The following is a 13853-nucleotide window of genomic DNA, read 5'->3' as shown; positions in this document are numbered from 1 at the left end:
CAGCGGCTGGCGCTCGACACGCTGACCCCGAAGCGAGCCGCGGCGCGATGGCAGGAGGCCCCCGCCGCCACGGCAGCGACGACACGCTCGCGGAGATCCACAGAGAGGGGTGAGGGCATCGGCAAGCTCCTTCACTCCTCAACGCGCAACCCGCAGATCCGTCTCTAGCGGCTCGGGACCCGCTCTAAGTGCCGTTCGGTGTGGGTTGGCTGGGGTCAGGCAAGGAGAGCCTCGTTCGTCACCATGGCGGCGCCTCCGGCGTCATGTTGTCTAAGGAAGTTCGGCATCGCGCCCCAGGTCACGTCGGCGCAGGCAGTGCTGCAGGAGGAAATCATAACCGGCGCCCCTGCGATCATTGATGCGGCCGCGAGCGCGCCGCTCTCAGTGCAGGGTCGGCGGCGCATGTGCACCAAGGTTCACGGCGTCACTCAATGTCAGGATGCGGTTGAAGATCCTTGCCGCTTCCTCATTGTTCCCAACCGAGTCTGGATCGCAGATGTAGAGGCTCACCAGGTCGGCGAGTGCGGTTTGCAAGTCCGCATGCTCGTCCGTTGCCACTGGACGCATTCTGCTGACTGCCCGCAACCTCATGGCTACTGTCGCCAGTATCACGCGGCTCGCCTCCACGGAGGCGAATTGCTCGGCGTCGTTCATCTCTGGACCTCGTCGCTTGTCAATCAACATTATCTGTGTGCGAGCCAGAGCTTGCTTGCACGCTGCGAGATTTGGCGGCTGAACATATTGGCGGAGCAGGGTAGATGAGCCTGCCTCTTTCCATCCTTGACAGTCGTCACAAGTGATTTGATTCAATGCACTGTGAATGTTCTTACATAATGCTCGCAACTCAAACGGTTTATGATATCAGCGACGGATTGAGCCATTTCGCGGTATGAAGTATCGCATCCATTCTTAAGTTCGATGGTGAACGGAGGCACGGGCACTTTGCTATCAGCGCCATGAAACTCAAGAGAAACGAGATCATCACCGCCTGGACGATTATGTATCTCAGTCAATATGATGTCCGCGATCTGCGGCCACGTCTTGATGTTGTCGTTCACGATCGCACCTCAGCTCAAAAACTAGTCGTGCGTTTCATTGATGGGGGCGTCAATGATATTATTCCCCGTGAGTGCCTAATGGCCGTTATCTCCGTTCTTAGCTAAAAGCTGCCGATGGCCGAGCGCGGCCAGCTTGAGGGCGCAACCTCTTTGGCGCCCTCGTGCGAACCGCGTGCGTGAGTATCGGGAGCGCGGTCGGCGAGCTGTCGAGAGGTTCGCTATAGGGTGAAGAGCGGCCATTTCGGTAGTGCGGCTCGAAGGCTGGCACTTCATCGCGCTGGGCAACTCAATGCAGAACGGCATGTGCGAGAGCTTAAACGGCCGGATGGCGACGAATTCCTGAGCGAGGCGCTGCTCTTCGACCTGGCCCATGCCCGCGCCGCGCTTGCCCGCTGTGTCGCGGATTACAATCACCACCGGCCGGATGCCGCCACGACCCTGCTCGATAAAGCGCCGTCGCTGCCAACGACAGGGAGTACAACCGCAAGATCCGGGATGCCCCACCGAGGCCTTAATCGGGAGGCTAGGTCGCGGCAATCTTGCGAACAGCCCAGATGGCCGCGATCACGGGGCGAGGTTCTCCCCACCTGAGGCATCAGCCGGGGTTCGAACAACGGCTCTGCCAACAGTCCCAGGGACTGGAACAGCTTCGGAATGGCCTCCAGGAGGCCGCGGTCGGTACATTGACCGCGGCCTGCTTGTATCGGGCTATCAGCTTCTACTTGCTGCTATAAGCGAGCGCGGCTTGCCTGTTGCCGGAGCGTCCGCTCGCGTTGGAGATCTCGACCTCGTCCCGCCGGATCGTGTCTCGTACAGTCTCGACACGCTTCGTACGCTCCCGGCGTACCACGACCTCTTCCCTGACCCTCACCCCCTTGCCCACGAGCGGCACCTCAGAGGTCTCAACCATCTCGACGGTGAGTTCGGTCAAGGTCTCCCCTGTTACCTGATCGGTGACGGGCCTGCGCCGCTCAACCACGACCGTCTCGTCATACAGCGTCACCTGCTGCTCGGTCGGCACCTCGACGACATAGCGGCGCACCGTGGTAGTGCCGCCGTTCTCCAGGCGCTTGCCCACAATCAGCGTCTCTTCCGCCAGCGGGATGACCTCCTCTTCCTGGGTCGACGCCTGACTCTTGGGAGCTGAGGTATCGCTGGAGCGCATCAGTGAACTACCCAGCGGCATGCCCCACATTCCAAACATGACGTCAAAGAAGAGTGATCCTGTACTCAAAGGAGCGGTCGCGACACGTTGAACTGTCTCTGCAGTGCTCCGGGCCATCTTGCGGGTGCTTTCAGCGGCAGCTTCGGCCGCCTGTGCTACCCGCTTGGCATTCTGCCGGGCGGCCTCCCGGGTCTCCCGCTCGCGATCGGCGGCTTCCTTCTGTTCGGAGAGGCGCTTCTCGGCCTGGTCACGCTCTTGCCTTTGCTCGGTACGGCGCTGCTCAGCCTCGGCGCGCTTTGCTTCCTCGACTTCGGCCTTCACGTCCTCGATCCTCTCGACGACGGCCTGTGCCTCCTCCTCACTCAGCGCCTTCAGGATCGCTGGCAGCAGGTCCTTGCGTTCGTCCCGCACACTTTGCTGGAAGACCTTCCGCAACTCGGCGACTTTCGGTCCAAATTCCTCGCTACCCTTTGGCGTTTGCTCCAGCTCAGCCAGCAGCTTGCGCGCTTGTTTGTTATCGTTCAGCGCCGCAGCGACAAGATCTTTGGTTTCTTTATGCTTTCGGAGAACCGGGAACAGCTGCTCCTCTTCCAACTTGGCCAGAAGCTCCAGCTCGTACTTGAGGTCGCCGAGGAGGCGCTCGCGCGTCTTCACCGCGTTGTTCGATGTATCGGCGAGTGTCTCCAAGAGCTCGTTTGCTTTCGTGGGGGCGGTCTGTATCAACTGTCTAATGGTTGTCATTGTTTGCATCCTAGTGCGTTCAGAATGATTTTTGTTTCAGTTCACTTAACCAGGTTATCCTGCGGCTTACCCGATGTCTTTGGAAGTTTACGATCGGCGCAATTGCAGAGATAAACGTCGCCTTAGGCCTGCTTGTGGAGGCACTCTGAAGCCGCCACTCCAACTTATCGCCGAGCTGCCACGTGCGCGGGCTTGGTGGGGATACTCAGCGAGCGGTGGTCGAGGTCTGCTGGGCCATGCTGGAGAAGGCTTTGCTGGCCTCCTCGACCGCGCGTGCCGAGGTCTCAGTGATTGCTCGGCTGTCCTGAACGATGTGCTGCAGGCTCTCGCGAAACAGTTCAGTCTGAACCGCGACGAACTCTTGGAGCGACCCAGCCCGCGCCAGCTTGTTGAGGCCGACGAGGTTGCGCTGCCACTGTTTCTGGCTCATCTCAAGCCAGCTCCGGGAGGCGTCCTGGACGGCCTGGGTCAGAACCGTCCCGCAGTACGTGACGGCTTCGACATTCTGCCTAGACTGGAGGGCGAGGCGCTCGCCATCTTGTCCGGTGAAACCGAGTGTGCGTCTGAAGCGATCGGCGGCTTCGCGGGCCTGCTGAGAAACGGTTTCGACGTTATTCTGCATGATCTGCTTGGCGTTCTCAGTAGTTTTACCAGTGATATCCGCCATTGCACTCATGCTTTCACGGGCCGCGTCAGCGAACTTGATATTTTTCTCGCTAATCTTGGCGGTCTCCGCCTTGAAAGTGCTGCCGAACCTCTCGGCCTGTTCGGCCTGTTTGTTCGTATCGGCGCTTTGCATGAATTCCATTTGAGTAACCTATCTTGATTGCAAATATGAATTTCGAAGATGTGCAAATATAAACGGTGCGCTGAGCTGAACCCGCGAGCCACATTGATTCTTTTGTTGCACCGCACATACATCGTGGGGAAGGGTCATTGTTTCAAGGCAGGATTGTTCATTTAGAGTCGATTAAATTTTGTCAAAATCCGTTAATCGTCAAACCTCGATGTTCAAGCATCTGATCGCGCTGCACAATGAGGTTTTCACTTCGAAACTTGGATCCCAGGCCGAAACCGCCAACCGGACGTATGAAGCCGCAGCTCGTCGCGAGTGTGTGACCTTGGCAGCAAACGCACGATCTTCGTTCTCGTGGGCGAGCAGCTACCGGGCGTTATCGGGTGCCATCGGCCAGTAAGACGGTCGCGCCTTTCCGTCTCGCGGAGATGCGCATCGTGCAGCCGGATATCAGAGGAGCGAACCGTCACAAGCGCTGCATGACGCTCGTGCTCGTGATCAGCGCTGCCACCATCGGGCTGCTCCTCGATACGGCCGGAGGACGCGCTCTTGCGCAGGCTGCAAAGGAATCAGCAAGCCTCAGAGATGTGGACTGGTTCGGCGTTGACATAGGCGGGCTGGCCAGTCTCGTCCTGTGCCTCTACGGCGCTAGCCTGCTCTCCAGCAAGCTGCAGGAGGTCGCCAGGGTGCGGATGAGGCGCCTGCTGAAGACCGCCGCAGGTCATCGGTTTCGAGGTCTGCTCACCGGAACCGTCGCAACCACGCTCCTCGACTCATCCTCGGCCACGTCATCCTCCTCATTGCCCTGATGGAGGAAGGCCGGCGGAAGGTCGACGAGGCCGTCGCCCTTGTCGGAAAGGAGATCAATGGCTGGCGGGTGAGCGGTCTTCCAGGCGACCGCGCCCACTACAATGGCGACTGGTTGAAGCGCGCCATCGCCACTCAGGCCGGCATCTATGGTAATGACCCGGAGGAAGCGACCTATCCATTTACGCGCGTTGACAGCGATGCTCAGATGCTCGACGGCAGCAAACACAATTACACGCTGACCTTTCCGGTGGGACAACTGCTACCGGTGAATTCGTTTTGGTCGCTGACAATGTATGACGGCAAGTCCCAACTCCTGATCGAGAACCCGATCAATCGCCATCTGATCAACTCGCCCATGCTGCTCGAAATGAATACTAGCGCAGATGGATCGCTGACGCTCTACATCCAGAACAAGTCGCCGGGCGCTGGCAGGGAGGCTAACTGGCTGCCCGCTCCGCATGGGCCGATCTACTTGGTAATGTGGCTCTACTGGCCGAAGACAACGCCGCCTTCGGTGTTGCCCGCGGGTGAAGTGACATGGCAACGGCCGGGACTTAAACGCGTCTCATAACTCACAGCCTTAGGAGATCAAGACGCCCTTGATGCCCGGCCGGTTGCCAAACTCCCCTTCGATGAAGGCGAAGGTCCGGAGCGACGCGAGAAGTTCAATGGCAGCTTGGCGCGACAGCCCCGTCTGTGCCCGCCCATTCAGGCAGACCGGTTCGCCCGTGTGCATCACATACACACCCCAGCCGTCGGGGCTACGGCGCACAGTGTAGTCCCGGTTCAGCATGGCATTCCCGATCCAGGGTGACAGCCGGCTTCATGTATGTCACAGGTTAATCTCGAAACGGGTCGGACGCGTCACCGCGAGCACGCTGAGCACGCCCGACCCGCCGGTGACGTTCGACCGAGTGAGGCGTGAGCCTGACAGGTCGAGGTGACGGTCCGGGAATGCGCGGCACAGCAATGTGTTCCCGGACCGACCTCATGGTTCCGACAGCAGTGATGTTCAACGGTGGCGCGTTAGCGCAGGTGCTGGAGGGCCCCAGGACGGGTGTCGAGGAGACGTTCGAGCGCATCCAGTGCGACGACCGGCATGGTGACGGCACGGTCCTGCAATGCGGTCCGGTGGAGCAGGGCGGCTTCGCGAACTGGTCGATGGCGTTAGTCGGCCAGTCGGCCCGCGGACAGACGCTCTGGAAGGGGCTCGCTGCCGAGAGCGGGTTTGACCTGAGCCGCATGAGCGGTGATGCCGTGTTCTCGATGGTTCAGGGGCTCGTCCTGGAGGAGGAGGGCACGCCCGTCGCCGCAGCGCCGGCCGTGGCATCCTCGCCGGCTCTCCCGGTCGAGCAAGTTCGAGCGGAGATCGCGCAGCTCAGGCCTGACCTCGCGGGCTTCGGGTCTGCGACCGAAGCAGCGCCGGCGACGCATTCACGGATGGTACTGCCGGACCAGAGAACCGGTCCGCAGTTGAAGCGAGGGAAAGGCGTCTTGAGAGCTAGTGGTCCACTGACGCTTGGTGCCCGCCGAGTGAGGGCTGCTGTTAGCGGATCAGTCAGGGCCCTGTGAGCGAGAGGGTCACCGAGTAGACGGGGTGGTGATCCTCATCGGTCACCAGCACCGGTGTAGGCGTGCCGGTCGCCGTCATCGAGCGCTTGCTCTCGCGCGACGTCGGGAAGAAATCGCAGGGCCTGCTCCCGCACCTGATCCAAGCTGGCGCAGTCGCTGCCGATCTCATCGCGCTGCAAGGTGACGTCATGGACGTCGAAGAAGTAGCGCGCCACGTGGTGCTCCGCTGATGGGCGGGAGCACACGCGTCTCTCGGGCACTGGCAGCCAGAATCAAGGCCAGCGATGGCCTTCTGTGCGCTTGTAGACAGAGATATGCAACCGGCAGTCGGAGTGAGCCGGGCGCGCTATGGAAAGGGTCGGCGCCCGGCTCACTGGTGACGCTCGGCCGAGTGAAGCGGACCTGACAGCACGAGGTGACAATCGAGAATGCGTTGCCGTCGGGTAATTTCCCTGATCTCTGACAGCAGACAGCAGAACGCTCGGCGGAGGATTAGGACCTTGCCGGGCGTCTAGTCTGACGGGAACTTGCTGATGACCCTTGAACCAAAGGTGCTCTGAGGATCATGTTCCCCGGGTCAGCGCTTCAGTTTCAGTACGCGGCGGACCTCTTTGTAGAAGCTGATCGCGGCTTCCCTCTCGACCTCCGTCATGGTGTTCCAGTATCGGTACGAATGTTCCCGCAGCGTACGCCTTCCGTGTAGCACGCCCTCGCAGGCGATTGCGGGCTTGTTGAGGCCATGGGCCGGCCCGCAACGTCCGCCGCTGCTTCCGGAGCGACCCGGGCCGGAGGGTAGGTTGATGGACAAGCGGTCCGTGATCCCGCTCACGTTCGAAAGCCCTGTTTTGTCGAGGCCTGCGTCGCCGGCGACTATCGGTGCCCGCTCGAGTAAGCTAGTCGCTGGGAGAACGAAACACGATTGAACCGAGGGGACCTGGATGGCGACGGACGGTACCAAGGTCCTTATCAAGACCGTCATCGGCGAAGAGCGCGCGATCCTCGACGGGTGGCTCGGGCTGTTGAAGGCGGACGGCTCCCTCGGCTCTGGTCGCATCCGCGAGGCGGAACTCCAAACGCAGGCCAAGTCGGTGCTCTCGCAGTTCCGCGACGCCCTCGGCTCCGGTGGGACAGATGCAGGCGCGGGTGCCTACGGTACCCTGCGCGACACTCTTGCCGACATCTCCCGCTCGCGCGCCATCCAGGGCTTCACCCCGACCGACACCGCCAACTTCGTCCTATCCCTCAAGGAGCCGATCTTCGACGCCCTGAGCCGGGTTTCCGGTCAGGACGCCTCGCAGGTGGCAGCGGGGACATGGTCCGCGAGCACGGTGCTCGACCAGCTCGGCCTGCATACGATGGAGGTGTTCCTCCAAAGCCGCGAGGAGGTGATCGGGCGCCAGGGCGAGGAGATCGCTGAGCTCTCGACCCCGGTTGTGCGCCTCTGGGACGGCATCCTCGCACTGCCCCTGATCGGCACCCTCGACAGCGCCCGCACCGGCGTCGTTATGGAGAACCTGCTCCAGGCCATCGTCGACGAGGAGGCGGAGATCGCCATCATCGACATCACCGGGGTTCCCACCGTCGACACGCTGGTGGCGCAGCACCTGCTCAAGGCCATCGCTGCCGCCCGCCTCATGGGCGCCGACTGCATCGTCTCCGGCATCCGGCCCCAGATCGCCCAAACGATGGTCCATCTCGGCGTCGAGCTGAACGTCGTCTCGAAGGCGACGCTGGCCGACGCCTTCGCCCTGGCCCTGCGCCGGACCGGGCGCGTCGTCGTGCGCAAGGCACCCGCCGCCGCCGACGACGCCCGGCGATAAGGCCATGGACCGCATCCCGATTCTCAAGCTCGGTGGCGCGCTCATCGTCACCATCCAGGTCGACATGCACGACCGGCTTGCCGTCGCCCTGGAGGAGGACCTCACGGCGATGATCGCGCGCACCGGGGCGCGCGGCGTGCTCATTGAGATTTCCGCCCTTGAGATTGTCGATTCCTTCATCGGGCGGATGCTCGACAACATCGCCGCGGTGTCGCGCGTTCTCGACGCCGAGACCGTGGTGGTCGGGATGCGGCCGGCTGTCGCCATCACGCTGGTCGAGCTCGGCCTGACGCTGAACGGTATCAGAACCGCCCTGAACGTCGAGCGCGGGATGGCGATGATCCAGGCACGGCTCGACGAGGAGGACGCCCAAGGCCTTGGGAGCGCCCATGGCCACGACGAGGACTGAGCGCCTGCCGATACGCTCCGGCGACGACGTCGTGCGGGTTCGCCAAGTGGTTCGGACCTTGGCCCTGGAGGCGGGCTTCGGCCTCGTCGACCAAACCAAGATCGTCACCGCTGCGAGCGAGCTCGCCCGCAACACCCTGGACTACGGCGGCGGCGGCGAGGCACGCTGCGAGCTCCTGCAGGAGGGTCGCCGACGTGGCCTTCGCCTGACCTTCGAGGATGAGGGGCCAGGCATCCCGGACATCGAGAAGGCTTTGACCGACCATTACACGACCGGGGGCGGCCTCGGGCTCGGACTGGGCGGTGCCAAGCGCCTTTCCAACGAGTTTCACATCGAGTCGACCGTCGGCGTTGGGACCCGCGTGACCATCGTGCGTTGGAAGTAACCATGATCAGTGTCCCGGTGACGGAGGCGAGCCAGGTCGCGGACGCCAGGCGTCGAGCGACCGGCGTCGCGCAGACGCTCGGCTTCGACGAGACAGCCGCCGGCCGCGTCGCTATCGTCGCGACGGAGCTCGCGACGAACCTCGTCAAGTACGGGACGAACGGCGAGATTCTGCTCGGGACATTCGAGGACGAGACCGGCATGGGCGTCGAGATCATTGCCCTCGACCGGGGAGCTGGTGTCGCCGACGTGGCCGACGCGCTTCGCGACGGGCATTCCACTGGCGGCAGCTCCGGCACGGGCCTTGGTGCCGTCAGGCGGCAATCGCAGGCCTTCGACATCGCCGCATGGCCCGGGCGAGGACTCGCCGTACTCGCTCGGATTTCCAGCACGGCGAGCAAGTCAGCGACCTCGCAGCCGCCCCAGGTTCCTCGTTTCGGCGCGGTCGCCGTGCCGCTGCGTGGCGAGGCCGTGAACGGGGACGCTTACTGCATCCGTCCGCACAATGATGGGTGGACCGCGCTCGTTGCGGACGGGCTCGGACACGGGCCCCAGGCCGCCCAGGCATCCGAGGCGGCCGTGCGCGTCTTCCGCAAGCATGAGCAGGAAGCCCCTAGCCGTATTCTCGCGGCGATCCATGCTGGTCTCGGGCATACCCGCGGAGGAGCGGTGTCGGCGGCGCGCTACGAGTCCGGGCGCGCCATGCTGGTCTTCGCCGGCATCGGCAACGTCGCCGGCGCGGTGATTACGGACGGCGTGACCAAGCGGCTCGTCTCTCTGCCTGGGACAGCCGGGCTCGTCGCCCGGCGCATCCAGGAGTTCGAGCAGCCCTTCACGCGACGGAGCCTCCTAGTGATGTGCTCGGACGGCATCGGCACGAGTTGGGTGCTCGACGGCTATCCAGGGATCCTAGCCGCCCACCCGAGCCTCATCGCCGCGGTGATATACCGCGATTTCGCTCGCGGACGCGACGACGCCATGGTCTTGGTCGTTCGGGAACCTGCCCCGTGAGGTGGCCGCTCGTCACGATGCTGGTCGCGCAGGAGGAGGACATCTTCACGGTCCGTCAGCGCGCGCGGCATGTCGCGGGGCAACTCGGCTTCAGCCCGGCGGACCAGACCCGGATCGCCACGGCCGTCTCCGAGATCGCTCGCAACGCCCGCGACTATGCCGGTGGTGGTCGTGTCGAGTTTGGCGTCGGCGCCGCCGGCGGTCGCCAGTTCCTAGTCATGCGCGTCGTCGACCAAGGCCCTGGCATCGCCGAGCTGCCCGCGATCCTAGAGGGCAGCTACCGCTCTACCACCGGCCTCGGCATCGGCATCACCGGTTCGCGGCGGCTCATGGACCGTTTCGACGTGGTCACTGACCTGGGCGCCGGTACCGCAGTTACCCTGGGAAAGGACCTACCGGTCGGGCTCCCGACCCTGAACGGACCCGCGGTCGCCGCCCTCGCGCAGACCATGCGCGCGTGGAGCGAGGGGCCGCAAGCCGCGATGCGCGAGCAAAACCGCGAGCTGCTCTCCAGCCTCGCCGAACTCACGGAGCGGGAGGAGGAGGCCTGCCGCCTCAATGCGGAACTCGCAGAGACCAACCGCGGCGTGGTCGCGCTCTACGCCGAACTGGAAGCGCAAGCCGGGCAACTGCGGGAGGCAGGCGCCACACTAGAAAACCAAGTCGCGGCTCGGACTGCGGAACTCGCGGAGGCGAACGAGCGCCTGAAGACTGAGGCCGCCGAGCGCGAGCGGATGGGCGAGGACCTGCGACAGTCGCAGAAGATGGAGGCCGTAGGCCAGCTCACCGGCGGCATCGCGCACGACTTCAACAACCTCCTCACCGGCATCGTCGGCTCGCTGGACTTGATGCAAAGCCGGATCGCGCAGGGTCGGACCGAGAAACTCCAACGCTACATCGAGACCGCGATGGCTTCGGCCAACCGCGCGGCGGCGCTGACCCACCGCCTCCTTGCCTTCGCCCGGCGCCAGCCGCTCGACCCGAAGCCGACGGACGTGAACGCGCTGATCGCGGGCATGTCCGACCTCCTGCACCGGACAACGAGCGAGGCCATCGAGCTGCGCGTCGAGCCGGAGCCCGGCCTCTGGCCGACGCTGTGCGACCCGCACCAGCTTGAGAACGCCATTCTCAACCTTGTCATCAACGCGCGGGATGCGATGCCCGAGGGTGGCATGCTCAGCGTCGTGACCTCGAACGGTCACCACGATCTGTCCGACCCCGACTCACGCAAACGGCTGCTTTCCGGCGACTACATCTGCATCAGCGTCTCGGACACGGGAACCGGCATGCCGCCCGACGTGATGGAAAGGGCGTTCGACCCATTCTTCACGACCAAGCCGCTCGGCCAGGGTACCGGGCTCGGCCTGTCGATGATCTACGGCTTCGCCCGCCAGTCGCAGGGGCAGACCAATATCGAGAGCGAAGTGGGACGCGGCACCACGGTGCGCATCTGCCTGCCGCGCCACGCAGGCACCTTCATCGAGGCGGCCGAGTTGCACGAGGTTGCCGAGGTCCCGCGCGGCTCGGGCGAGACGGTGCTGGTGGTCGAGGACGAGCAAGTCGTGCGGGACCTCATCGTCGAGGTGCTGCACGACCTCGGCTACCGAACACTCCAGGCCGCCGACGGCCCCTCAGGGTTACAGGTGCTGCAGTCACCCGCCCGCATAGACCTTCTCGTCACGGATGTCGGCTTGCCTGGCCTGAACGGGCGGCAACTCGCCGACCACGCCCGCGCGAAGCGCCCGGACCTCAGAGTCCTGTTCATGACCGGCTACGCGGAAGGGGCCGCGACACCCTCCGGCTTTCTCGATCCGGGCATGACTCTGATCACGAAGCCCTTCGCCGTCGACGCACTCATGTCGCGGATCAGGACGATCATCGACGGCGATGATGCCTGAGTTTTCCGCAGGTACGGCGCGTCTACGACAGCAGCCTACATCCGAGATTGAGTGAGCCGGCGCCGACCATGACCGGGCCTAACACCGGCGACGGGCTCAGAGCATGCCGCGCCTGGATCGCCAGGAATGTTCGCAGGTTTTCATGCCTTATTGAATCACTTCCAGGCAACCGTTTCAGTATTCAAAACAGCGAGGCGCCGACATGTTACGGTCGCCTCGCATTATGAATTTTCTCTCGCTGGAACTTTGTCCAGTTGTGTTCGTTAGCTTGATACGCCAGCTTGTCTGGATTTAGAAATCGCTGCGGTAAAAGCTATGCAGTTCATCGAAAAAATTGTAAATCCAAAGGTCGCGGTGATGTCGGGGGCGGTGCTGTGCGAGGCTCTTCAGCGGTCAGCATTGGGCAGATCTGCCGCCATCCAAAACGCTGGCCGGATCCCATATATGGGTGATCCGAAAGATCGAGCGGTCGCGGCTGCGCAATGGCTTAGGTCACGGAACATGAGGCTGACGCGATCCTTTTAACTGTGAGCCAAGGCTGGCCGTCCATTTATCGCGCAATGTCGGTGAAGGCGTATCCATCAGAACATCTTACTCTGACGGGCTCAGCATCCTTTAACACGCAGCCACCTCCCAGGCGGGTCATCACGGTGGGTGGTAAGATTGTCTGCGTTGAGAAGGGAGCCGTACTGGATCGCGTCCGGCTATTCAGCACTACAGGCCTTGCTCTGAGAAAATTCGCGCAAAAATGCGCTTACTCATAGCGTAATAACTTGCGTGATCGATTCTTGTCTGGCGTTTAACAATCCAAAACCAGGAAATTTTTCATGACAAATAGTAAGAAATTCGGACGTACAATAAATATACCCTCGACAATTGAGATTAAACACGAATTGATAACGATGGGAGTAGTCGATAGATTGACATCTAGCTTGCGCCTCAATAGAGTCACGTCACAATAATTCGAGTCTATACTGACAGATTGCATAGATCAAAACAAAATTTCACCTCATATAGCAAATATAATATTGAGTGTTAACTCACCAACGCGGTAATCTGTTTTAGACGGGAGGTGAGGCCGCTCACCAAGTCTCAGCCGGCCTCAAGCATCAAGTGCTCGATGATTGCTAAACCGTGACCCTGACCCGGCCAACTGGTCCGCACCGAGCGCAAGTTGTTCGGGCATCCTGAACTCCGACGGAGGATGGATGCCATGCCTCGCAAACGCTTCACGACCGAGCAGATCGCCTTTGCCCTCTGGCAGGCGGAGAATGGCAGCACGGTGGACGAGATCTGCCGGAAGATGGGCGTGTCCGAGCCGACCTTTTATCGCTGGAAGAAGCAGTTCACCGGCATGGGCGTGCCGGAGATCCGGCGCCTGAAGCAGCTGGAGGAGGAGAACGGCAAGCTCAAGCAGCTGGTCGCGGACCTGACGCTGGATCGCTCGATGCTGCAGGACGTGCTCAAGCGAAAGTGGTGAGGCCCGCCGTTCGCCGCGAGGTCGCCGGTCACCTGCAGGTGGCCTACGGCATCAGCGAACGGCAGGCCTGTCTGGCCACCGGGTTCGGCCGCTCGTCCCAGCGCTACAGGACGCGCTCGGATCCGCAGGTGGCGCTGCGCATGCGGCTGAAGGAGTTGGCGGCTGCGCGGGTGCGCTACGGCTACCGGCGGCTGCATATCCTGTTGCGGCGGGAGGGCTGGGCTGTGAACCATAACAGGATAACGCCGCGGTTGGCGGCTTCCGTCTGTCCGTTGGTGCATACCGGGGGCGGGCTTTGCAGGAAACTGGGGCAGCTTCTAACGCCGACGAGGTTACAGGTACGGAGCTGCCGGATTAGGTGCGGGCCTCGGGCTCGGACTGGCTGCAGGCAGCCTCGGCTACAGCTATGGCGGCTATGACTACGGCTACTACGGAGATGGCTACGCCGCTACTGGGTATGGCGGATCTGCTAAGGGTTACGCGCCGGCTGCGGCCGAGACCACATCAGATACCGATCAGGTGACCTATTGCACCTAGTGCACTGACGCCAACAAAACGTACAGCGCACAGCGGGATTTCTCGTGCGTTTTCCGCTCGTTAGCGCGCGAGCGCCTGGTGCGTTCGTCCGCGTCAGTGCACTAGAGCGTTTTCGGTTTAATCTGGATCGTATCCGGCAGCGATGAAGAAGTTGGCACACTCGTCGGGCGTG

Annotated in this window: 14 protein-coding genes and 2 pseudogenes; 9 read left to right on the top strand and 7 right to left on the bottom strand. The window is 62.4% G+C overall.

Annotation, left to right across the window (positions count from 1 at the left end):
- The 5 genes from ACKUB9_RS33195 to ACKUB9_RS33175 all read right to left on the bottom strand — a co-directional run.
- On the bottom strand, positions 1-119 hold a 119-nt coding region (locus tag ACKUB9_RS33195), incomplete at its 3' end, for a helix-turn-helix domain-containing protein (RefSeq protein WP_407529394.1).
- Positions 120-381: 262 nt separating this feature from the next.
- Positions 382-654, bottom strand: a complete 273-nt coding sequence (locus ACKUB9_RS33190) for a hypothetical protein (protein ID WP_407530792.1) — start codon at positions 652-654, stop codon at positions 382-384.
- A 152-nt stretch (positions 655-806) separates the two neighbouring features.
- Positions 807-1058: a hypothetical protein gene (locus ACKUB9_RS33185; RefSeq protein WP_407530790.1), complete on the bottom strand. Its 252-nt coding sequence runs from the start codon at positions 1056-1058 to the stop codon at positions 807-809.
- 718 nt (positions 1059-1776) lie between these two features.
- Complete coding sequence (locus tag ACKUB9_RS33180; RefSeq protein WP_407530788.1) at positions 1777-2964, bottom strand: DUF2382 domain-containing protein; 1188 nt, start codon at positions 2962-2964, stop codon at positions 1777-1779.
- A gap of 205 nt (positions 2965-3169) precedes the next feature.
- Positions 3170-3772, bottom strand: a complete 603-nt coding sequence (locus ACKUB9_RS33175; protein WP_407530787.1) for a phasin family protein — start codon at positions 3770-3772, stop codon at positions 3170-3172.
- 467 nt (positions 3773-4239) lie between these two features.
- Here ACKUB9_RS33175 and ACKUB9_RS33170 point away from each other — a divergent pair, with 467 nt between their 5' ends.
- On the top strand, positions 4240-4569 hold the full coding sequence (locus ACKUB9_RS33170) for a hypothetical protein (protein ID WP_407530786.1): 330 nt from the start codon (positions 4240-4242) through the stop codon (positions 4567-4569).
- Positions 4570-4613: 44 nt separating this feature from the next.
- Positions 4614-5141: pseudogene (locus ACKUB9_RS33165) on the top strand (DUF1214 domain-containing protein); the annotation flags it as partial.
- 9 nt (positions 5142-5150) lie between these two features.
- Here the strand turns inward: ACKUB9_RS33165 and ACKUB9_RS33160 are convergent.
- A complete protein-coding gene (locus ACKUB9_RS33160) occupies positions 5151-5363 on the bottom strand; it encodes a hypothetical protein (protein WP_407530785.1) in 213 nt (70 codons plus the stop codon).
- A gap of 197 nt (positions 5364-5560) precedes the next feature.
- On the opposite strand from ACKUB9_RS33160, the gene ACKUB9_RS33155 reads away from it, so the two are divergent.
- Positions 5561-6142: a BLUF domain-containing protein gene (locus tag ACKUB9_RS33155; RefSeq protein WP_407530783.1), complete on the top strand. Its 582-nt coding sequence runs from the start codon at positions 5561-5563 to the stop codon at positions 6140-6142.
- A 35-nt stretch (positions 6143-6177) separates the two neighbouring features.
- Here ACKUB9_RS33155 and ACKUB9_RS33150 read toward each other — a convergent pair whose 3' ends face one another.
- Complete coding sequence (locus tag ACKUB9_RS33150) at positions 6178-6357, bottom strand: DUF6894 family protein (RefSeq protein WP_407530781.1); 180 nt, start codon at positions 6355-6357, stop codon at positions 6178-6180.
- A 723-nt stretch (positions 6358-7080) separates the two neighbouring features.
- Between ACKUB9_RS33150 and ACKUB9_RS33145 the strand changes: the two genes are divergently transcribed.
- From ACKUB9_RS33145 to ACKUB9_RS33120, 6 genes and pseudogenes are all read left to right on the top strand, one after another.
- The gene (locus tag ACKUB9_RS33145; RefSeq protein ID WP_407530780.1) at positions 7081-7962 is read left to right on the top strand and encodes an STAS domain-containing protein; all 882 of its coding nucleotides are present in this window, start codon (positions 7081-7083) and stop codon (positions 7960-7962) included.
- A 4-nt stretch (positions 7963-7966) separates the two neighbouring features.
- Entirely contained in the window at positions 7967-8371 is a 405-nt protein-coding gene (locus ACKUB9_RS33140) for an STAS domain-containing protein (RefSeq protein ID WP_407530779.1), read from the top strand.
- Entirely contained in the window at positions 8352-8756 is a 405-nt protein-coding gene (locus tag ACKUB9_RS33135) for an ATP-binding protein (RefSeq protein WP_407530777.1), read from the top strand. The genes ACKUB9_RS33140 and ACKUB9_RS33135 overlap by 20 nt, the downstream gene beginning before the upstream one ends.
- 2 nt (positions 8757-8758) lie before the next feature.
- Entirely contained in the window at positions 8759-9766 is a 1008-nt protein-coding gene (locus ACKUB9_RS33130; RefSeq protein ID WP_407530775.1) for an ATP-binding protein, read from the top strand.
- A complete protein-coding gene (locus ACKUB9_RS33125) occupies positions 9763-11664 on the top strand; it encodes an ATP-binding protein (RefSeq protein WP_407530773.1) in 1902 nt (633 codons plus the stop codon). Before ACKUB9_RS33130 ends, ACKUB9_RS33125 begins: the two co-directional genes overlap by 4 nt.
- A gap of 1213 nt (positions 11665-12877) precedes the next feature.
- A pseudogene (locus ACKUB9_RS33120) lies at positions 12878-13383 on the top strand (transposase); the annotation flags it as partial.
- Positions 13384-13853: the final 470 nt, after the last annotated feature.

This window comes from Methylobacterium oryzisoli, from assembly GCF_046557895.1.
Classification (GTDB): Bacteria; Pseudomonadota; Alphaproteobacteria; order Rhizobiales; family Beijerinckiaceae; genus Methylobacterium; species Methylobacterium oryzisoli.
The sequence above is the reverse complement of the archived record's forward strand: the minus strand, read 5'-3'. Positions and strand labels throughout refer to the sequence as shown.

Bases quoted from the DNA above. Each gene is read 5' to 3' on its own strand.
- ACKUB9_RS33190 (WP_407530792.1), bottom strand. From the start codon at position 654: ATGAACGACGCCGAGCAATTCGCCTCCGTGGAGGCGAGCCGCGTGATA.
- ACKUB9_RS33180 (WP_407530788.1), bottom strand. From the start codon at position 2,964: ATGACAACCATTAGACAGTTGATACAGACCGCCCCCACGAAAGCAAAC.
- ACKUB9_RS33175 (WP_407530787.1), bottom strand. From the start codon at position 3,772: ATGGAATTCATGCAAAGCGCCGATACGAACAAACAGGCCGAACAGGCC.
- ACKUB9_RS33170 (WP_407530786.1), top strand. From the start codon at position 4,240: ATGACGCTCGTGCTCGTGATCAGCGCTGCCACCATCGGGCTGCTCCTC.
- ACKUB9_RS33160 (WP_407530785.1), bottom strand. From the start codon at position 5,363: ATGCTGAACCGGGACTACACTGTGCGCCGTAGCCCCGACGGCTGGGGT.
- ACKUB9_RS33155 (WP_407530783.1), top strand. From the start codon at position 5,561: ATGGTTCCGACAGCAGTGATGTTCAACGGTGGCGCGTTAGCGCAGGTG.
- ACKUB9_RS33145 (WP_407530780.1), top strand. From the start codon at position 7,081: ATGGCGACGGACGGTACCAAGGTCCTTATCAAGACCGTCATCGGCGAA.
- ACKUB9_RS33140 (WP_407530779.1), top strand. From the start codon at position 7,967: ATGGACCGCATCCCGATTCTCAAGCTCGGTGGCGCGCTCATCGTCACC.
- ACKUB9_RS33135 (WP_407530777.1), top strand. From the start codon at position 8,352: ATGGCCACGACGAGGACTGAGCGCCTGCCGATACGCTCCGGCGACGAC.
- ACKUB9_RS33130 (WP_407530775.1), top strand. From the start codon at position 8,759: ATGATCAGTGTCCCGGTGACGGAGGCGAGCCAGGTCGCGGACGCCAGG.